Source organism: Cohnella boryungensis (genome assembly GCF_042651945.1).
Lineage (GTDB): Bacteria > Bacillota > Bacilli > Paenibacillales > Paenibacillaceae > Cohnella > Cohnella boryungensis.
This window is the reverse complement of the sequence record NZ_JBHSED010000007.1, coordinates 58,099-77,621: the sequence shown is the minus strand read 5'-3', so window position 1 is coordinate 77,621 and position 19,523 is coordinate 58,099. Positions and strand designations below refer to the sequence as shown.

The window sequence follows — 19,523 nt, the reverse complement described above, 5'->3', positions numbered from 1 at the left end:
CAAAAGACCATAAGAAGTAAGCCAATATGGTCATGTCTGCGGAGAACAGTTTTCGCTTATGATGAGAGTAAGCGCTTAACAAGCCAACTTAATTAATGGGGGAATCGAACAGCATGACGGCATCATCTAAAATTCGCATTGGGTTAATCGGCGCGGGCAACATTGGCAACGTACATCTTCAGGAATTCGGAAAGCTGATTGCAGAGTGCGAATTTACGGCGATAACGGATACTTATTTGCCGCTGGCGGAGCAGCGTGCCAAGCAATACGGCATTCCCGTTGTAGCGGCCTCCCCTGAGGAGCTCATCGGCAGGGATGATGTCGATGCGGTAATCGTCGCCGTGCCGAATCAGGCTCATGCGCCGTTGACCATTCTGGCGCTGGAACACGGCAAGCATGTGCTGGTAGAGAAGCCGATGGGACTTCATGCCGCGGCAGCGAAGGATATCGTCAGAGCCCAGCAGCGATCGGGCAAGGTCGTTATGGTCGCCCATCAGATGCGCTGGGAGCCTCTTTCCTTGACGGTTAAGGAACAGATTGACCGCGGGGAGCTGGGCAAGATTTACACGGCGAAAACCGGCTGGTATCGTCGCAAAGGCATCCCTGGCTGGGGAACCTGGTTTACGCAGCACGGGCAATCCGGCGGCGGGCCGCTGATTGATATCGGCGTACACATGCTCGATTTGGCTTTTTTCCTGATGGGAGAACCGAAGCCGGTTTCGGTATACGGATCAACGTATGCGGAATTCGGTCCCCGCAAAAAAGGAATCGGCAATTGGGGCAAGCCGGATTGGAACGGAATCTATGATGTTGAAGATCTGGCGACGGCCATCATTAAGATGGAGGACGGCACCTCGCTTACGCTGGAGGTGAGCTGGGCCGTTCATATGGACACGGACAGCGCGCCTTTCCTGCATCTGATGGGATCGGAAGGCGGGGCTGTGCTGCGCGGCAGCGAAGGCAAGTTCCTTACCGAACGCTTCGATAAGACGGTAGACATCCCTTTCGCGCCGCCTGAGGATGACGAAGGCGCGCGGGTCAGATTAAGCCGCCACTTTCTCGATTGCATTCGCACAGGGAAGGCGCCTTGGACTTCTGCGGAGACCGGTCTGCGCAGTAATCTGATCATCGATGCCATCTACGAATCCTCTCGCACGGGCGGGGAAGTCAAGCTCGACTGGAGTCTCTAGCTCCTTCGCCGAGCGGCTACGAAAATAAGGTTAAGCTGCGCAGTCCGCAGCTTAACCTTATTTATTGTAACTGATTTTAATAAGGTGTCCACTTGATCGTTCTGGCCTTGGCGAAGCGATCCGCGACATAAGGCCAATTGACAACGTTCCACCAGTCTTTGATGTAGGCTGCGCGATCGTTCTGATGCTTGAGATAATAAGCATGCTCCCAGACGTCCAGAGGCAGCAAGGGGATGACATCCCACTGCGACAGGTTCTGGTGCTTCTCGGCCGTCAGAATCTCTAGCCGATGGCTCCGCGGACTCCAGACCAGAATGGCCCAGCCTCCTCCTTCTACCTTGGCTGCCGCTTCTGAAAATTGCTTCTTGAACGCGTCGTAGCTGCCGAAGCTGCGATTGATTTCCTCGAGCAGAGGACCCGAGGGTTTACCTCCGCCTCTGGGCGACATCACATCCCAGAATAGCGTATGCAGATAGTGGCCTGCCCCGTTAAAGGCCAATTCGCGCTCCCAATGCTTCACCAGCTCGAAATCTCCTGTGCGTCGCGCCTCTTCCAGCTTCTTCTCCGCTTTGTTCAAGTCGTTGACATATGCTTGATGATGCTTGTCGTGGTGAATGCGCATCGTTTTCTCGTCGATATACGGCTCCAGAGCTTTGTAGGAATAAGGAAGAGGGGGGAGGGTATGTCCGCCGATCGGAACAGGGGAGCCCATCGATAGATTTCCGGTTCCTGTCGGATTGGACCAGGTGCCTTCGGGTCTGCCCGGGTCCTCGCGCTCCTGAGAGAGGGCGGGCCCTTGCAGGGGCGGCCTGCTTAGCGGGGCATCGGCAGGCTCCGGCCCTTCGTAGCCATCGGGCAGGTCTTCCTCCTGGGGCTGCCGTTCATCCGACTCAAGCGCTCCGGATCGATGCAGCTGGTTAAGCGCATCCCGGCCGAACTCAAATTGCCTGTTCAAGTAGGAGAAGACGACATGGGAGGAAGGCAGGCGAGACAGCGCTTGGCTGTGTTGGCCGAAAAGTTGCAGCTGCCGTTCTAGTTCCATGGACTGTCTTAGTGCCGTTCCTAGCAATCCGGAATATAGCCCGGACGAGGGATCGCCGTCGCTCGCCTTGGATTCGGAAGCCTCTTGAAGCTGCAGAACATGCTCGCGCGTCCGACCCAGCACCTGCTCCCAGTCGGCAAGCCATTGGTCGTAAACAGGCTCCAGCACGGGAGCCGCCTTGCGAACGGAGGATATGTGCTCTCGCTCTTGGGCTTTCCATATCGCGAGTTCCTCTAACAATCGGCGAGGATCGATCCTGCCGTACATGGATGGAACGGTTGGCATGCCGTATACCCCTCCCTTTCCTAGCGGTCCGAAGTGAACTTCGTAGCCAGCCTATGCGAGTGGAGGGGAATTCATGCTTGCAGCTTCTCTATATCGCAGATGAATCCTGCGCAAGCGCCCTTTTCAATTGAACGTTATTCAGGAAGGCGGAGGCTCGCTGGACATACTCCTCCGTGTGCGTACGGAAGATCATCTCGTGAATGGCGCCCGGAACGACCCAGAGCTGCGATAAAGCGTTCGTCTGGGAGCTGGCGACATTCTCCGCGATAGAGGTCGGAGATTTGTCGTCGGCCGTGCCGTGTATGAGCAGAATCGGGAACGGATAATCGGTACGCTGAGCTTCCGCGGACGGAATATCGCTGAGGCTTACGCCGCTCATGTACGGGAAAAACCAGCGGATCAACGGGACAGTCGGATACTTCGGAAGAGGCGCATAGTTCTGAATATTGGCGTAAAGGGTATTTTCATCGGGAAGAAAGGTGCTGTCTAGAATCATGGCGTCGATTGCGGCGGAATGCAAGGCGGCTTGCAGAGCGGTTCCCGCGCCCATGGAGAAGCCCCAGACGACAACCTCGTCGCTGCCCTGATCTCTGGCAAATTGGATGGCGCCCATCAGTTGCCTGGATTCCGTAACGCCGCCGGTTGCGGGAGCCGAACGCATGGGATTGGCAAAGCCGTAGTCGAACATCAGAACGTTATACTGCAGACCATGCAGCAGCTCGGCGAGATCGTACATGGGCACCCAGGCTTCCTCCCGGTTGGCTCCGAAGCCGTGGCTCAACACGACCGTGCTCCGGCTCTCTTCGGAGGGAATCCACCAGCCGTCAACCTGCTGCTTCCCGTCTTCGCTGGGGAACGTAACTTCTGAATACGCCAGATTTTTGGCGAGCATAGGGTTCGAAGCCAGCGCCGCGACAGGCGGATGGGAGAACAGATAAGCTGCATAGGCATGGAAGCCGACGAACAGCGCGGTCAAGAGGCACGAGACGGCTACAAATAGATTCAGAGCGATTCTGCCCAGCCTGCCGCCGATTCGGCGCTGGGAGAAGGTGATGGAAACAGCCGCTTCCGGACCGGGATAGGAAAAGGGTGTGGACAGGGATGTCATCGGGGATCGCCTCGCTTCAGGTATGCGCTGGGAAGATGAATAATTCCATCGTAAAATGTGCCATAAGTAGCGTCAATGCGTTGCGGCGAGTTGTAAATGGGATGTAATCAAATTGTAATAAAGCGCTTCCAACATTTACGGGAAGAAAAGTATGCGTTATACTGGATGTAACAGGGTTTCATAGAGTGAAACGGTTTCAAAGGAGGGATACGAGCATGGAAGAGGAGAAAAAAACGGTACGAGCGGTGGAACGGGCACTGGAGGTGCTGCTGTGCTTCGCCTCTGGACACGAATGGGGGCTTACCGAAATCGCGGGACAGGTCGGCTTGCACAAAAGCACGGTGCATCGCCTGCTGGCCACTCTGGAGGACAAGGGGTTCGTCTCGCGGGATGCGGCCACGGACAAATACAGGCTCGGTCTAAGCGTTCTCGAATTATCCGCCAATCTGTGGCGATCGGACGATCCGTCCGTCGCACTGCTGCCCGAGATGGAGAGATTGAGAGACCAACTGGGCGAGACGGTAAGCTTATATATTCGCGATCGCGCGGAGCGTGTCAGAATTCAGGCCGTTCAGAGCAAGCAGGCTATTCGCCGCGTGGCTACCGTAGGCGCGAGGCTGCCGCTGTCGGTCGGCGCATCCAGCAAGGTGCTGCTCGCCTTCGCGGAGGCTTCGGTTCGCGAAGCGATTCTATCCGACCCGGCTTGGCCTTCCCAATTGGACCGAAGCACGGTAGGCAAGCAGCTGGATGAGATCGTCACCGTCGGTTACGCCACAAGCTTCGAGGAGCGCGAGCCGGGAGCGGCAGCCGTATCGGCGCCGATCTTTAGTCGCTCCGGACAATTGGTCGCCGCTCTGTCAGTGTCCGGTCCTTCCAATCGGCTGACTCCCGACCGCATGCACGAGTATGCGCCTGCGATCATGGAAGCGGCCCATCGGATGGGCACCATCTCGGGATAAGCGATTTTACTTCATAATGAAGGGCAGTTCGGTCAAGAACCGAACTGCCCTGATTTTGTTCTATTTTGCATTCATGCGTTCCTTAACGCGCTTGGGAACAACGGTGGACGCTTTGCTGCCTAGCAGCTTCCAATATTGCTTGTAGTGGCTCTTGGCTGCCGTGCGCTGGCCCAGCGCCCATTCGACATCGGCGATGTTGAGATAGGCTACCGTGCGGCTTGGCACGAGCTTGATCACATTCGCCAGGACGAGCTTTGCCTTGCTGTTCTGGCCGTTAAGCGACAGAAAGTAGCCATAGTCGTTCAGAATTCCGGCATAGACGCTTACGCTGAGCTGCGAGTCCGCATAGGCGGCATCTGGATTGTAGATGTCCGTCTTGGTCAGCTTGCCCTTGCTGTAGTCGGAAGTTCCGTAATACGTATCCGCGTATTGTGTTAGACCGAATTCCAAATACTCGATGGCGGTCTTCAAGCTGCTCTTCTGCATTTGCAGGGCCTTCTGATGCGCGAGCTTCAAAGTGGGCGAGGCCAAGGTGTAATGCTTTTCGTACGCCCCCGGATACATGGGATAGTCGTCGGAGTACAGTTCGATTAAGCCGGGCACATCCTTCGCCTTCAGAAGCCGCTGCTTCTCCTCGTAGAATGCCTCTGTCGGATCATCATACTCGTGGCTGACAACATAGAACCTGCTTCCAGACCACTCCAACAAAACATAGGAAGTGAAGGCGCTGAAGGGAGCTTGGCTCCAGACGTCGATCTGATTGCCTGTGGTCGAGAATTCCAGCTTGGCAGTGTTGATGAACATATCGCCGTCCTCGCTGGTGGCGGCGCGATCCAGAAGCGTGATCTTCGAAGCGTCTTCGTTCGTGGCGATCAGAACCAGCTCGATCCATTCGTAGTTGAACAGGAAAGCGATGAATTGCCGCGTATAGCCTTTCGGATAATTTCCAAGATCCACCTCATAGAAAGATTCCACAGTTACTGCCGCTGCATCCTCTTCGTACATCTCCAGGGCATCCGTCGTGAACTTCCCGATCTTGCTGAATAGCTGTTGGCCATCCTTCAGCTGTCCGAGGTTAACAGGCTCGAACGCAGGGCTGGAGGCTTCCGCAGCGGCTGCCGAAGCCGAGGGCTGCGAGCCTTCGAAGACGAAGAACGCCAATAGCGCGGCCATCAGCCACTTCTGCCATTTTTTCATCCATCATCCCTCTTTTATGAACTTGAATAATATGGGCCAATGCTACCATCGAATGTCATGGCTGTCAAAGCAAAATAAGGAAATGCGATTTCATGAAAAGGCCCCCGCGAGCAAAGCGCATAGGCTTAGTTGCGAGGGCGGCGAGCAGGGAATGTTAGGCTGGCTTAGGAGTGAGCTGCTTCAGGAAGTCTACCGCTTCTTGCAGCGTCGAAACCTTGACTAGCTTGGGCTTGAGGTTGAATTTCTCAACCGTTTGTTCGGCTAGCGTCCAGTTCGAATCGTTCTGCTCGCTATAGGGAACCAGGAAATAGTCCGCTTTCTCCCTGTCCGCGGCTAGAAGCTTGTAATTGATGCCGCCGATGAGACCGACCGTTCCGTCGCCGCTGATCGTTCCCGTCCCGGCGATTCGATAGCCGCGGGTAAGATCTTCCCCCGTTAATTGCGCGATGATCTCCAGGGTCATCATCAGACCGGCCGAAGGGCCGCCGGTATCCGCGAAGTCGAACTTGACCGGATCGGGAGGCGTAACCTTCAAGACGGTCTCGTTCTGGAAGCCGATGCCGGTCCGATTGTCCGGGGCCATGGAGATGAGCGGTATTTTCGTCTCGAACTTCTCTTCACCTCGCGTGCCGGACACGGTTACCTGATCGCCTGGCTTTTTCGACGTTAAATATTCCGAGAGGGCTTTGGAGGTCAGCGTCTCTTGCTCGTCTACCCGGGTAATAATATCGCCTTCCTGCAGCCCGCTCGCTCTTGCTTTGGAATCCGGCAGCAGCGCTTTGACGATAACGCCCTGCGGCTGCACGTCGATTGTTTTGTCCATGGCGGTATAGGCAGCCAGCAAGGCATTCGCTTCCGAGCTGTCGCGCATCCAAGACAGGAGATTGCGGTAAGCGCTCAGATTGGTCGCGCCGCCCGTGGCGACTTCTTCGGATTTGATCTCCATATGCTTATTCAGCTTGGCATAGATAATATCGATAATATTCGGGTTGGATTGCGTGGAGACGGTCGTAAACAGCAAGGCGCCTTTCTCATCCAGCTTGTGTCCGGTCTCCACTCTGGGGTGAACCGGCTCCGCCGTGCCGGGCTTGTAGATCATATAAGGCCATGGCTTTAGGAATGCATACACGAATAGCAGGGTAAGGACAAATATGAGGATGGTCGTCCGGTAGCGGCGCAGCCAAGACAGTCGTTTCGCGGGTTCCTTCGTAAGCAACCGGTTCGCCTCCAGTTTCATTATGCGTTTTCTAGAACGTGGAATCATTATACCTTATGTAGGCCATTGGAAACAAAAACAGAAGGTCCCCGCCGGGAACGGAAAAAACCTTCGCCGGGAGGGCGAAGGTTTTTAACGGCTTGCAAGGCTTTGCGATTATTGAGCCATCATCTGACGCAATACGGTTTGCAGAATGCCGCTGTTGCGGTAGTAATCCACGTCGACCATCGAATCCAGACGAACGATTGCTTGGAAGTCGAAGGTTGTGCCGTCCTCGCGCTTGGCCGTCACGGTAATTGTCTGGCCAGGTGTAACGTCGTTGGACAGGCCGGTAATTTCAAACGTCTCGCGGCCGGTGATTCCGAGCGATTTCCAACCTTGACCCGCAGGGAATTGCAGCGGAAGCACGCCCATGCCGACGAGGTTGGAGCGGTGAATCCGCTCGAAGCTTTCGGCGATAACGGCTTTGACGCCGAGCAGGAACGTACCTTTGGCCGCCCAGTCGCGGGAGCTGCCGGTGCCGTATTCTTTGCCCGCGATGACGATCAGGTTCGTACCGCTGTCCTGATATTTCATCGACGCGTCGTAGATGGACATTACTTCATCCGTAGGCAGGTAAGTCGTTACGCCGCCTTCCGTTCCCGGAGCGACCTGGTTGCGGATACGGATGTTGGCGAACGTTCCTCTCATCATGACCTCGTGGTGGCCGCGACGCGAGCCGTACGAGTTGAAGTCTTTCTTGTCTACGCCATGCTGGAGCAGGTAGATGCCCGCAGGGCTGTCGGCCTTAATGTTGCCGGCAGGGGAGATATGGTCCGTCGTAACGGAATCTCCCATCAACGCCATAACGCGAGCGCTCTTGATGTCAGAGATATCGCCCGGCTGCGGAGCCAGGTCCTTGAAGAACGGCGGATTCGCGATATAAGTGGACTTCTCGTCCCACTCGTACAATTCGCCTTGCGGAACAGGGATCTTGTTCCATTGCTCGTTCTGCGTGAAGACATTCTTGTATTTAGCGCGGAACATGTCCGGCGTCAACGAAGCGGCGACCGCTTCCTGAATTTCCTCGTTCGTCGGCCAAATATCCTTCAAGTACACCGGCTTGTTGCTTGCATCGAATCCGATCGGGTCGTTCGTCAGGTCGATGTTGACCGTTCCGGCGAGCGCATAAGCGACAACAAGCGGAGGAGAAGCCAGATAGTTCGCTTTGACCTGGGCATGGACGCGGCCTTCGAAGTTGCGGTTGCCCGAAAGCACTGCCGCTACCGTAAGGTCGTTGTCGGCGATTGCCGCGCTGACTTCGTCCGGAAGCGGACCCGAGTTGCCGATACAGGTCGCGCAGCCGTAGCCGGCAACGTAGAAGCCGAGCTTCTCCAGGTAAGGAAGCAGGCCTGCGTTGTTCAGGTAGTCGGTGACGACGAGAGATCCCGGAGTCAGGGAGCTCTTCACGTATTCAGGCTTCGTCAAGCCGCGCTCGACGGCTTTCTTGGCAACGAGGCCTGCGCCGATCATAACGCTCGGGTTGGACGTGTTCGTACAGCTCGTAATGGCTGCGATTACGACAGCGCCAGTGCTGAGCTTGGTCGTCTTGCCGTTCGGGTGCTTAACTTCCGCGCTTTGCTCGATTTGGGCGTCGGACAAGCCGAAGCCGCCTTTCTCGATTGGCGTGCGGATGCTCTCGTTGAACGACTTCTTCATCGCCGTCAACTCGACGCGATCCTGAGGACGCTTAGGTCCTGCAAGGCTCGGTACGATCGAGGACAAATCCAGCTCGAGCACTTCGGTGAAGACAGGGTCCGGAGTGTCGTCCGTACGGAACATGCCTTGGGCTCTATAGTAGCTTTCCACCAATTCGATCTGCTGGTCGTCGCGACCCGTCAGTCTCATGTAGTTCAGCGTCTCGCTGTCAACCGGGAAGAAGCCTACCGTAGCGCCGTATTCCGGAGCCATGTTGGCAACGGTAGCACGGTCGGCCAGGCTGATATTGGAAAGGCCGGAGCCGAAAAACTCAACGAACTTGCCGACAACGCCCTTCTTGCGCAAAATTTCCGTAACGGTCAGCGCGAGGTCGGTAGCCGTAGCGCCTTCCGCCAGCTTGCCGCTAAGCTTGAAGCCGACGACTTCAGGCATAACGAAGTAAAGCGGCTGACCAAGCATACCGGCTTCGGCTTCGATTCCGCCTACGCCCCAGCCGACGACTCCAAGGCCGTTGATCATCGTGGTGTGGGAGTCCGTACCGACGAGGGAATCCGGGTAAACGTCGGTTACGCCGTCCTTCGTCTTCGTTGCGGCAACCGAGGCCAGATACTCCAGGTTGACCTGATGCACGATTCCTGTCGCCGGAGGAACGGCGCGGAAGTTGTCGAACGCGGTTTGCGCCCAGCGCAGGAAGCGATAGCGCTCTTCATTGCGCTCGAACTCGACATCCATGTTATATTGCAGAGCATCCGAGCTGCCGAATGCGTCTACCATGACGGAGTGGTCGATAACGAGATCGACGGGCACGAGCGGGTTGATCTGCTTCGGATCGCCGCCGGCTTGCTTAACCGTCTCACGCATAGCCGCCAAGTCTACGACAACCGGTACGCCCGTGAAGTCCTGCAGAACGATGCGGGCAGGGATGAACGGAATTTCTTTGTCCTCGCGGCCTTCTGTCCAGGTCGCCAGCTGCTTGACGTGCTCCTCCGTAATGGCGCGGCCGTCGAACTGGCGAACGGCGGCTTCCAGCAGCACCTTGATGGAGAAAGGAAGCTTGGAGACAGGGCCTGCGCCTTGCTCTTCCAGCGCCGGCAAGCTGAAGTAGCGGTAGGAATTACCGGATGACTGCAGTTGCGTTTGCACTTGATAAGGGAATTTAGACAAGTGTGTAACCTCCTAGATTGTAATCGTAATGCTGACGTATTTTTTCAGGAATCGCAGCTAATTGAGAATGAGTATCAGTTTCATTCTGTGAAACGCGATTTCAAAAAATACTCTATGGTTGTAGTATACCTTGTTGTCGATTCTCCGTAAAGACGTTGCCCTCGATCCGAGAGCGATTTCAAAGGGAAATCCGCAAACGCCGTTCCATTAGAATGCCGCAACGAGCCTGGTTTTCATCCCTGCTTCGAGCGGCGTCTTGTCGAGCCGGGCGAGGCGCGGCATGGAATGACAAAACGCCGCATAAGATGGAGGTGACGAAGTCTGACGCATGCTTGTCGAGCAAGCGGATTCGGAGGTGTTCCCTATGTCCGGTCAACAAACCGATTGGAAGCAAGCGTTGTACGGTTACGTGAACGCGATTAACGAAGCCGCGCTGCATGCGGATTCCCGCCTACTGAGCGAGGCGATTCCCGATCGGCGGCATCGCGAGCGTCTGAATGAGCGGGTATTGCTGGCGGCGAGAAGAGACGAGCAGCAGGGAATGCGGACGACGCGAAGCGAGATGAGAGTGAGAATCGAGCGTTCCCAGGTGCTCAGGGGGGAAGCGGCTGCGGACCTGTCGATTCATCTGGTGCGGGTTGTCGAGCAGCGCAATCAGATCTGGTCGGAGGAGCGCGTAGAGAGGGAACGGGTCCGCTTCGTTCGCTCCGGTCAGGCGTGGCGGTTGGATGCCGTAAAAGAAATTCCCGGCGAACGTCCGGCAAGCGACGAGCCGCTGGAGCCCGACGACTATCAGGATGCGTGGGGCGGAGAGAAGCAGCCGGCTGTACCTTCCGCGCCGTACCTGAATCCGGCTGCCTTGTCCGCCGCCAAGACGAGGGTATATGCGGGCCATTACCCGCGCGACGACGGCTGGGGCGATTACGCAGGAAGAAGCAGGGGGCTGCCTTATCGACGCGAAGCCGCAGTGGCGTATGCCGAGAGATGGTGGAACGAGCCGAATCCGGCCTACGAGAATTTCGAGGTCAACTGCACGAATTATGTTTCCCAGTGCGTCTATGCAGGCGGAGCGCCGATGAATTATACTGGGAGAAGGTCTTCGGGCTGGTGGTACAAAGGGTATGCCAACAAGGAAGAGCAGTGGAGCTTCAGTTGGGCGGTCGCGGGAGCGCTGCAGCGACATCTTGGCGATCCGCGCGCTTACGGCCTTCGGGCGCAGACGGTGTCGGAGCCGCAGCAGTTGAAGCTGGGAGACGTCATCTGCTACGATTGGGACGGCAATGGCCGCGTCGGCCACAGTACGATCGTAACCGCATTTACCCCGGACGGAATGCCGCTCGTGAATGCGAACACGGTAAGCAGCCGCCATCGGTACTGGGACTACAAGGATTCGTATGCATGGACGGACAACACCCGCTATCATTTTTACCATATTGCGGACGAATTTTAATGAAAAGCGCATTCGGGCGATGGGGAGGCTGCTTGGGAGCTTGCTTCCCTTGATGAGCGCCGATGCCGAACTATCCGGAGGGAAATGACGTTATGGGAAATAAAATACGCGTCGGACTTGTGTACGGAGGGCGCTCGGGAGAGCACCGGGTATCGCTTCAGACGGCATTGGCCGTGCTGAAGGCGTTCGACTTCGCGAAATATGAATTGATTCCTTTCTATATTACGCCTCGGGGGCAATGGAGATCGGGACCGGTCTTGAACGCGCCTCCGTCGACGGTTGCGGAGCTCCAATTCTCGTCTCCTTCCGCGACCGACGGAACCGCAGAGAACGAGGAGGAGATCCTCTCCGGCGGCAGCGCTCTGCTGCCCGTCCTTCAAGGGATGACAGAGCAGGTTCCGGCCGGGCAGTCGTCCGCGAATGGCAATCGCCGAATGGATGTGATGCTGCCGTTGCTGCATGGCACGTTCGGGGAGGATGGAACGATTCAAGGGCTGTTCGAGATGGCGGGGCTTCCTTATGTGGGAGCGGGCGTCTTGGCGTCGTCCGTCGGAATGGACAAGGTCGCGATGAAAATGATCTTCGCCCAAGCCGGACTCCCTCAAGTCGGCTACCGTCACTTTATCCGCTATCAGTGGAACAGCGACCGCGAGGCTGTGCTGGCGAATGTGGAGGAGCTGGGTTATCCTTGCTTCGTGAAGCCGGCGAATCTGGGCTCCAGCGTCGGCGTCTCGAAGGCGCGCGACCGCGGGGAGCTCACGGCCGCTATCGAAGAGGCGCTGCGCTATGACCGCAAGGTCATCGTCGAGGAGTTCGTCGATGCGCGCGAGATCGAGGTGAGCGTGCTGGGGAACGATGCTCCCCGCGCTTCGGTGCCGGGTGAAATCTGCAGCTCTAACGAGTTCTACGATTATAAGGCCAAATATGTTGACGGCAAGTCCGTCATGGTGATCCCGGCCGAGATTCAGCCGGAGACGGCGGAAGCGGTGCGCGAGATGGCGGTTCAGGCCTTCCGCGCGATCGACGGCTCGGGGCTGTGCCGCGCGGATTTCTTCCTGCGCCGCAGCGACGGGCGGCTGTTCATCAACGAAGTGAACACGCTGCCGGGCTTTACCCCTTACAGCATGTATCCGCTGATGTGGAAGGAGTCGGGCGTTTCCTATCGCGAATTGCTCGATACGCTGATTCAGCTCGCGCTTGAACGCCATCAGGAGCGCCAGTCTATCGACTACGGCGGAGACGAAGCAGAATAAACGAGCATTTCGCCGAATGAGGCTGACTCAAAGATGATTTTCAGGGATGTCTTCCTCAAGATCCATTGGTCCATGGTATATAAATGTATAAAGAAATCGCTCCTTTGGGAATGGTTGGGTGATACCTCCATTTTACCAAATAGCGATTTTTTTTGCGTTTCTGTGGGCTTTTTCTTACCTCAATCGATGAGAAAAGAGGACATGCATCTCCTGGAGGAGCGGAGCGTTGGCCTTTGCAGTCGTGAAATTTCCTCGTTACGAGTTTACAAATTCAAAATTTCAAGAATGCAACAGCCACCGGTAGGAGATACAAGCCCGCAAAACCATATTCGATAAAAAAGAAAGAAGCTGCTCAAAAGTTTAGCACTTTTGAGCCAGCCCCATTTTTTGTGTTAAACGAGCAGAAAGGCTAAGATTCAGACCACCTTCGTTATCCTCATATTGTGGAGAACTCGGAGCATTCTGTGGAAAAATAATTGAATATTGTGAATAAAACAATAATAACTGTGCATAAGTTGTATCCGATAGGCGCGAAAACCGAATGCGTTGAGCTTATGCACATGTGGAAAACGCTCCGCGCCCGGAATAAAGGCGCCGCGTCTACAGCAGAATTGGCCAAATCTGTGGACAGCTTACGCCGTTCGGCTTTTCCTGTGCGATGCCGGGAGGGTATAATGAAGGTCTACAGGGTCATCCTTCAAGCGTCAGAAACGGATGAGATGACAGTCTGAGTGGGGAGGATTCGAGATGGGCTTTCAAACGGAATTCAATTCGGTGTGCAAATTCAAATCGGAGCAGGAGCTATACGAGCTTCTGGAGTATGGCCGGGGCAAAATGGTCAAAAAGCAGTTTCGCGTTTATCCGACGGGACAGAAGGTGATTGCCTATTCGCCGGACAATCAGGCGGTTGCAATCGTGCGGATTCTGGTGTCGATCGCGGAAATCAATTTCCAAGGCGAGGAAATCACGCAGGTCGAGATGGAGCTAGTACGGCGCTTGACGGAAGAGGAATCGAGAGTCCAAACGGCGCTCGCACATGAAATGTTCTTCGGAGAGCAATCCTAGAACCCGTAAGCCAGACTGCGGGGGGGGCGAATGGAATGCGGGTGCGATTCGGATACGTCGCAATGTCCATGGAGCTGAAGAATGCCTCTCCTTCGAGAACGATGACGATGGCGAGCTTCTCCAAGCTCGACAATCGCGAAGCGGGACTGCGACGTCTGGAGGCGATTGCGCAGGAGAACCTGCGCAACACGCTGCGGCTGCTGAAGCACAACCGCTATCTGGGCGTGCGCGTCTATCGGATGACCTCCAAGCTGATTCCGTTGGTCACCCATGAGGAGCTGCGGGATTGGAACCCCTACCCCGCCTTGGCGCAGGCATTTGCCGAGGTCGGGGTTTTTGTGCGGGAGCACGATATGCGGGTGTCTTTTCATCCCGATCATTTCACGGTGCTAAGCACGCCCAGGGAGGACGTGTTTCGCAAGTCGGTGCGCGATCTGGAGCATCATGTGCGAATGCTCGAGGCGATGGGACTGGACGGACGGGCTCTCAACAACATTCACGTCGGGGGGAGCTACGGAGACAAGGAGGCATCGGGAGCGCGATTCGTCGAGCAGTTCTGCCGCATGGACCGAAGGATCAGAGACCGGATCACGCTGGAAAACGACGACAAAACGTTCACCGCAGCGGAGACGCTCGCGCTTGCCGAGGAAGTAGAGGTCCCCATGGTGCTCGATATTCATCATCATGCCGTCAATCCCGGCGGAGAGAAAGCCCTTGCGCTGTGGCCGAGAATCCTGCGGACATGGGACAAGCTCGCCTGGAACGTCGCCCACGCGAATACCGCCTTTGCGCTGCCTCCGAAGATTCATGCCTCCAGCCCCAAAAGCGTGTCCGATCCGCGAGGCCATGCGGATTATCTCGATGTGGAGCCGCTGTTGGCATTTCTTCACGGCATAGCGGGATCCGCTCCGGTGCTGGACGTCATGATCGAGGCCAAGCGGAAGGATGAGGCGTTGCTGAGATTGATGGACGATTTCAACGCGTTGGAGTCGTCGGGAGAAGCGGTTCGCGTCGTAGACGGCGCGAGCATCGAGATCGGGTGAAGCAGGCCGGGCGGACCGCATTTCAGTGTTGCATTCGCTGGGGAAATAAGGTACGTTGGGAATTGAAGGGCTTGTCCGGTTGCAATGAGACGGAGAAGCAGCCTTACTTGCGAAGAGGGGGATTTCCGCGAATGAACGGTTTGCTGGAAGGCAAGAACATCGTGGTCATGGGGGTTGCCAACGAGCGCAGCATCGCCTGGGCCATCGCGCAATCGCTTGCGTCCCAAGGGGCGCGGCTGGTGTTTACATACGAGAACGAACGCGTGGAAGAGCGCGTTAAGAAGCTGGCCAATACGATCGAGGGCTCTCTGACGATGCAGTGCAACGTGTCCTCCGATGAGGAGATCGCGGCGCTGGCCGAGCGTCTGAAGGAAGAGCTGGGCGTGCTGCACGGCTTGGCCCACTGCATTGCCTTCGCCAAATCCGAAGAGCTTGACGGTCTGTACGTGGATACGTCGCGCGCGGGTTTTGCGCTGGCTCACGATGTAAGCGTCTATTCTCTGACAGCGGTTGCACAACGGCTGTATCCGTTGATGACCGAAGGCGGCAGCATTGTTACCCTGACCTATCTCGGGGCCGAGCGAACGCTGCAGAACTACAACGTGATGGGCGTAGCCAAAGCCGCGCTGGAAGCTTCAGTGCGTTATCTGGCAAGCGATCTGGGCCCGAACGGAATTCGGGTGAACGCAATCTCCGCAGGGCCTGTGCGCACGCTGGCGGCGAAGGGCATTGCCGGATTTAATACGATTCTGAAGCAGGTTGAGGAGAAGGCTCCGCTTCGCCGCAATACGGAAGCCTCGGATGTCGGCGATACCGCCCTGTTCCTAATGAGCCCTTGGGCTCGGGGCATCACGGGCGAGGTCGTTCACGTAGACAACGGCTATAGTATTGTCGGTTAATCCTTTGCTATTTGCGCTAATGTGCCTCCCTCGCCCTGATCGGCGGTGGAGGCTTTTTATTCGGGGGTTCGATGCTTTCCGTTGCCCGGCGGTGCTCTTCTGCCGAATTCATCGGAATATGTTATGATGAATGAAAGTCAGGCGGGGACGGTTATGCCGCTGCTGTGCGAATAACGCAACCGTCCGACCCCCTTTTCGTATATGATAAGACAAGGACAACCCGTGCCTTTGCAAACGATTTCGAAGATTAGAGGGATGAGATGATGGACGTGAGCCCGTCGGAAAACATAATCGGCGGAAAAAGCTTTACCGCCGTAGCGGTCAATTGCGCTTCCAAAGCCGGGGAATGGATCAAGAGCAAAATCGGCAGCATCACCCAGCTGGATACGAAATATTCGATGCAGGATCTCGTGACGGAAGTAGATAAGGGTGCGGAGCGGATGATCCGCAACCTGATTGCCACCCATTTCCCTAACCATTCTTTTCTGGGGGAAGAGGGTGTAGAGCCCGGCCCCGAGGCGTCGGCCAAGGCGTTGGAGGAGATGGGCGACGCGGAGTATTTGTGGATTGTCGATCCGGTGGACGGGACGACGAACTATGTGCACGGCTTCCCCTTCTACTCGGTGTCTATCGCGCTGGCCTATCGCGGACAAGTTATCGTCGGCGTCGTGTACGATCCGTCCAGAGACGAGCTGTTCGTTGCCGAAAGGGGCAAAGGCGCTTACGTGCATGGACGCAAGATGAGCGTCTCTTCGGAAAAGACGCTAAGCCAAAGCTTGATCGCGACGGGGTTCCCGGCTGATCCGATCGTAGCTTTGCCGGCCAATCTCAAGAACATGCAGGCATTGGCCCCTAAGGTCCGCAATCTGAGAGTTGCCGGCTCGGCCGCGCTCCATCTGGCTTATGTCGCAGCCGGCCGATTGTCCGGTTTCTGGGAGCATAACCTGAGCGCATGGGATATTGCGGCAGGGGCGCTGCTTGTTGAGGAAGCGGGCGGCCGGATGTCGGACATGGAGAACGGACCGTACCGGCTTGCCGTGCGCAATGTGGCGGCGACGAACGGATGGATTCACGAAGAGCTGATTCAGGAGCTGCAAGCCGCGGTTAACACATGAGAAGCGGGTCTTTCGACCATCCTAGAAGAGCAAGGAGGCGAGGATGTTGGATCATGAGGAAGCCGAAGAGCTGCTGGCTCGCAAGCTGACGGAAGAGCCCGGGGAAGCCGGGAAAGAGGAAGCGGAGGCAAGAGCGGCGAAGCAGCTGCCTCCCCGTTGGGAAATTCGTATTCAGGCGAGCCACGATCCGGTCGTCGAAGAGACGAAAGCCTATCGGACCATGGCTCGCGAGGTCGACGACAGGTACAAGTCCGTACCGGCGGAGACCGCCGCGGAGCAGCCGACAGAATCGAAAGAAGGACGCTCCCTCTAGCAGGAGCGTCCTTCTTTGCAATCGAGCCTTTGCGCAGAACGACCGGTGAGGGACAACGCTTGCCCGAAGCGCGGCGAGCTTATCTGGCTGCGGCCGACATTTCCCGGAACGATTCCTCCGCGGCGGCGAGCGTCGCGTCGATGTCAGCCTCGGTGTGCGAAGTCGTCAGGAACCAGGCCTCGTACTTGGACGGGGCTAGATAAATGCCCCGATCGAGCATCAGGCGGAAGAAGCGGGCGAATTGCTCTCCATCCGAGCCCTGCGCTTCCTCGTAGTTCGTAACGGGATGGCCGCAGAAGTGGGTCGAGAACGCCCCGGCAATCCGATTGACCGTAAGCGGCACGCCGTGCTTGTTCGCCGAAGCCTGCAAGCCCGCGCACAAACGAGCGGCCAACGCTTCCATACGAGGGTAGACGCCAGGCTCCCGCAGCACCTCCAGGCAAGCCAGTCCGGCGAGCACCGAGGCCGGATTGCCCGCCATCGTACCCGCCTGGTAAGCGGGGCCGAGCGGCGCGATCATGGCCATCAGGTCGGCGCGCCCGCCATAGGCGCCTATAGGCAGGCCTCCGCCGATAATTTTGCCGAGGGCGGTTAAATCCGGGCGAATCGCCTCTTGATCCGGGAATGCCGAGAAAGTCTGCGCCGAGCCGTAATGGAAACGGAAGGCGCTGATGACCTCGTCATAGATAACAAGCGCCCCCGCATCCCGAGCCATTGCGCACAGCCCTTCGAGGAAGCCGGGTTTTGGCATCACCATGCCGAAATTGCCGACAATCGGCTCGACCATGACGGCCGCCACCTGATCGCCCCAATGCTCAAGCGCGATACGAAGACTGTCCAGCTCGTTGAACGGAACGGTGATGATCTCGCTGGCGATGCTGGGCGGAATGCCCGCGCTGTCGGGAATGCCGAGCGTGGACGGCCCGGAGCCCGCCGCGACCAGCACCAGATCGGCGTGTCCGTGGTAACAGCCGGCGAACTTGATGATTTTGTTGCGGCCGGTATAGGCTCGGGCTACGCGAATCGTCGTCATGACGGCTTCCGTGCCCGAGTTGACGAACCGCACCTTATCCATCGACGGGATGGCGGCTTTAAGCGTCTCCGCAAGCCGAATCTCGTGCTCCGTCGCGGTTCCGTACAGCGTGCCGTTATGAGCCGCCTTTACGATCGCTTCGGTCACCTTGGGATGGGCGTGGCCGGTAATGATCGGGCCGAAAGCGGCCAAATAGTCGAGGTAGCGGTTGCCGTCGACGTCCCAGAAGTAGGCGCCTTCCCCGCGCTCCATGAATACCGGCGCGCCGCCTCCGACAGCCTTGAACGAACGGGAAGGGCTGTTCACCCCCCCCACAATATGCTGCTGCGCTTCCTCGTACAATCGCTCGGAGCGTAATCTTTGCTTCATTGTTCCCCATGCCTCCGCTGTCTGTCGTATCTCTCTACTGCTTCTTGTCCGACGCGTTCCCGCTGGCGGAAGGCGAGGCCTCCGGCGCAGCCGCCGTGTCGTCCTTGCCCAGCACCTCCTGGATGTAGACCTTCAACGCATCGCGGTCTCGAATGCCCAGCATCGCGGAGCCTCCTACCTTCTCGTCGAAGACAAGCTCCATCGGAGGAATCTGGGCGGAACCGGCCTGATGGGATTTGTACCCGAGGCTGCCCAGCTTCAGCATGTCGTTCGGGGACATGTTCGTCTCCACGTAGGGAATGACCTCGCCGAGAATTTCAGGGAGCTTGATCAGATTCCAGCCGTCCTTCAGCTTGGCGGCCACGGCCTTCAGGAAATCGCGCTGACGCTCCGTGCGGGTGAAGTCGGACAGCTTGTCGTGCCGGAAGCGAACGTACTGCAGCGCCTTGTCGCCGTCCAGATGCTGCTGCCCCTTCTTCAGGTCGATGTCGTATTTGTGCCCGTCCGCCGAGTCCGACCATTTCATATCCTTCTCTACGTAGAAATCCACGCCGCCAAGGGCGTCCACCAGCTTGATGAATCCTTGGAAATCAACGTAAACATAATATTGGATATCCAATCCGGTCAGATTGCCGATCGTCTTCATCGCCAGCTCGGGCCCGCCTAGCGAGAGAGCCGTATTGACGCGATTGTCCTTGAATCCCGGAATTTCCACATGGGTGTCCCGCAGGATGGAGAAGAGGTGGATCTTTTTGGTCACCGGGTCGAACGAGGCGACGAGGTTGGAGTCCGAACGGGCGACCTCGCCCTCGTGCAGTCCTCTTTCGTCTCCGCCCATCAGCAGCACGTTTACGCGCTCAGAGCCTTCCCATTCAGGCGGCTTGTATTCCGGTTTTTCCTCGAATTGACCGAATCTGGATTCTTCTTTGGGTTTCTTGGCGTGGGACAGCTCGTTATAATTCGACCAAATCCACCAGCCTACCAGGCATAAAAAAATAACAGCCAAGCTTAACAGGATCAGCAACGTAATCTTCCACTTTTTGCGCATTCCAATATGTCCTCTCGGTTAGCAGTATGTTAAAATTATAAAGTTTCGGCAATGGAATACGCAAGTTGGGCGGATG

Annotated in this window: 16 protein-coding genes; 9 read left to right on the top strand and 7 right to left on the bottom strand. The window is 56.9% G+C overall.

The annotated features are described in order from the left end of the window. Nucleotides 1-113: 113 nt before the first annotated feature. Nucleotides 114-1,190: a Gfo/Idh/MocA family protein gene (locus ACFO1S_RS06310; protein WP_204605411.1), complete on the top strand. Its 1,077-nt coding sequence runs from the start codon at nucleotides 114-116 to the stop codon at nucleotides 1,188-1,190. Nucleotides 1,191-1,266: 76 nt separating this feature from the next. Here ACFO1S_RS06310 and ACFO1S_RS06305 read toward each other — a convergent pair whose 3' ends face one another. Further along, a complete protein-coding gene (locus tag ACFO1S_RS06305) occupies nucleotides 1,267-2,517 on the bottom strand; it encodes a superoxide dismutase (RefSeq protein ID WP_378126435.1) in 1,251 nt (416 codons plus the stop codon). Nucleotides 2,518-2,605: 88 nt separating this feature from the next. Next, nucleotides 2,606-3,625: an alpha/beta hydrolase gene (locus ACFO1S_RS06300; RefSeq protein WP_204605412.1), complete on the bottom strand. Its 1,020-nt coding sequence runs from the start codon at nucleotides 3,623-3,625 to the stop codon at nucleotides 2,606-2,608. A 215-nt stretch (nucleotides 3,626-3,840) separates the two neighbouring features. On the opposite strand from ACFO1S_RS06300, the gene ACFO1S_RS06295 reads away from it, so the two are divergent. Continuing rightward, nucleotides 3,841-4,584, top strand: a complete 744-nt coding sequence (locus ACFO1S_RS06295) for an IclR family transcriptional regulator (protein WP_204605413.1) — start codon at nucleotides 3,841-3,843, stop codon at nucleotides 4,582-4,584. 60 nt (nucleotides 4,585-4,644) lie between these two features. Here the strand turns inward: ACFO1S_RS06295 and ACFO1S_RS06290 are convergent, their stop codons facing one another. From ACFO1S_RS06290 to acnA, 3 genes are all read right to left on the bottom strand, one after another. Next, nucleotides 4,645-5,781 carry a tetratricopeptide repeat protein gene (locus ACFO1S_RS06290; RefSeq protein ID WP_204605414.1) on the bottom strand — a complete coding sequence of 379 codons (1,137 nt, stop codon included), beginning with the start codon at nucleotides 5,779-5,781 and terminating at the stop codon, nucleotides 4,645-4,647. A 154-nt stretch (nucleotides 5,782-5,935) separates the two neighbouring features. Next, entirely contained in the window at nucleotides 5,936-6,997 is a 1,062-nt protein-coding gene (locus tag ACFO1S_RS06285; RefSeq protein ID WP_204605415.1) for a YlbL family protein, read from the bottom strand. Nucleotides 6,998-7,153: 156 nt separating this feature from the next. Further along, nucleotides 7,154-9,859 carry an aconitate hydratase AcnA gene (acnA, locus tag ACFO1S_RS06280; RefSeq protein ID WP_204605416.1) on the bottom strand — a complete coding sequence of 902 codons (2,706 nt, stop codon included), beginning with the start codon at nucleotides 9,857-9,859 and terminating at the stop codon, nucleotides 7,154-7,156. Nucleotides 9,860-10,223: 364 nt separating this feature from the next. Here acnA and ACFO1S_RS06275 point away from each other — a divergent pair, with 364 nt between their 5' ends. The 7 genes from ACFO1S_RS06275 (at nucleotide 10,224) to ACFO1S_RS06245 (ending at nucleotide 16,997) form a co-directional block, all read left to right on the top strand. Further along, nucleotides 10,224-11,309: an amidase domain-containing protein gene (locus ACFO1S_RS06275; RefSeq protein WP_204605417.1), complete on the top strand. Its 1,086-nt coding sequence runs from the start codon at nucleotides 10,224-10,226 to the stop codon at nucleotides 11,307-11,309. Between the two features lie 92 nt (nucleotides 11,310-11,401). Next, the gene (locus ACFO1S_RS06270; protein ID WP_204605418.1) at nucleotides 11,402-12,562 is read left to right on the top strand and encodes a D-alanine--D-alanine ligase; all 1,161 of its coding nucleotides are present in this window, start codon (nucleotides 11,402-11,404) and stop codon (nucleotides 12,560-12,562) included. 747 nt (nucleotides 12,563-13,309) lie between these two features. Further along, complete coding sequence (locus ACFO1S_RS06265; RefSeq protein ID WP_204605419.1) at nucleotides 13,310-13,627, top strand: hypothetical protein; 318 nt, start codon at nucleotides 13,310-13,312, stop codon at nucleotides 13,625-13,627. Between the two features lie 35 nt (nucleotides 13,628-13,662). Beyond that, nucleotides 13,663-14,670, top strand: coding sequence for a UV DNA damage repair endonuclease UvsE (gene uvsE, locus ACFO1S_RS06260; RefSeq protein ID WP_204605420.1), 1,008 nt, complete (start codon nucleotides 13,663-13,665; stop codon nucleotides 14,668-14,670). Nucleotides 14,671-14,801: 131 nt separating this feature from the next. After that, nucleotides 14,802-15,569, top strand: coding sequence for an enoyl-ACP reductase FabI (gene fabI / locus ACFO1S_RS06255; protein ID WP_204605421.1), 768 nt, complete (start codon nucleotides 14,802-14,804; stop codon nucleotides 15,567-15,569). 263 nt (nucleotides 15,570-15,832) lie between these two features. Continuing rightward, nucleotides 15,833-16,684: an inositol monophosphatase family protein gene (locus ACFO1S_RS06250; protein ID WP_378126459.1), complete on the top strand. Its 852-nt coding sequence runs from the start codon at nucleotides 15,833-15,835 to the stop codon at nucleotides 16,682-16,684. A gap of 43 nt (nucleotides 16,685-16,727) precedes the next feature. Next, nucleotides 16,728-16,997 carry a hypothetical protein gene (locus ACFO1S_RS06245; RefSeq protein WP_204605423.1) on the top strand — a complete coding sequence of 90 codons (270 nt, stop codon included), beginning with the start codon at nucleotides 16,728-16,730 and terminating at the stop codon, nucleotides 16,995-16,997. A 79-nt stretch (nucleotides 16,998-17,076) separates the two neighbouring features. Here ACFO1S_RS06245 and ACFO1S_RS06240 read toward each other — a convergent pair whose 3' ends face one another. Then, nucleotides 17,077-18,399 carry a glutamate-1-semialdehyde 2,1-aminomutase gene (locus tag ACFO1S_RS06240; RefSeq protein ID WP_204605424.1) on the bottom strand — a complete coding sequence of 441 codons (1,323 nt, stop codon included), beginning with the start codon at nucleotides 18,397-18,399 and terminating at the stop codon, nucleotides 17,077-17,079. Between the two features lie 34 nt (nucleotides 18,400-18,433). Next, entirely contained in the window at nucleotides 18,434-19,447 is a 1,014-nt protein-coding gene (locus ACFO1S_RS06235) for an LCP family protein (protein ID WP_204605425.1), read from the bottom strand. Nucleotides 19,448-19,523 lie beyond the last annotated feature (76 nt).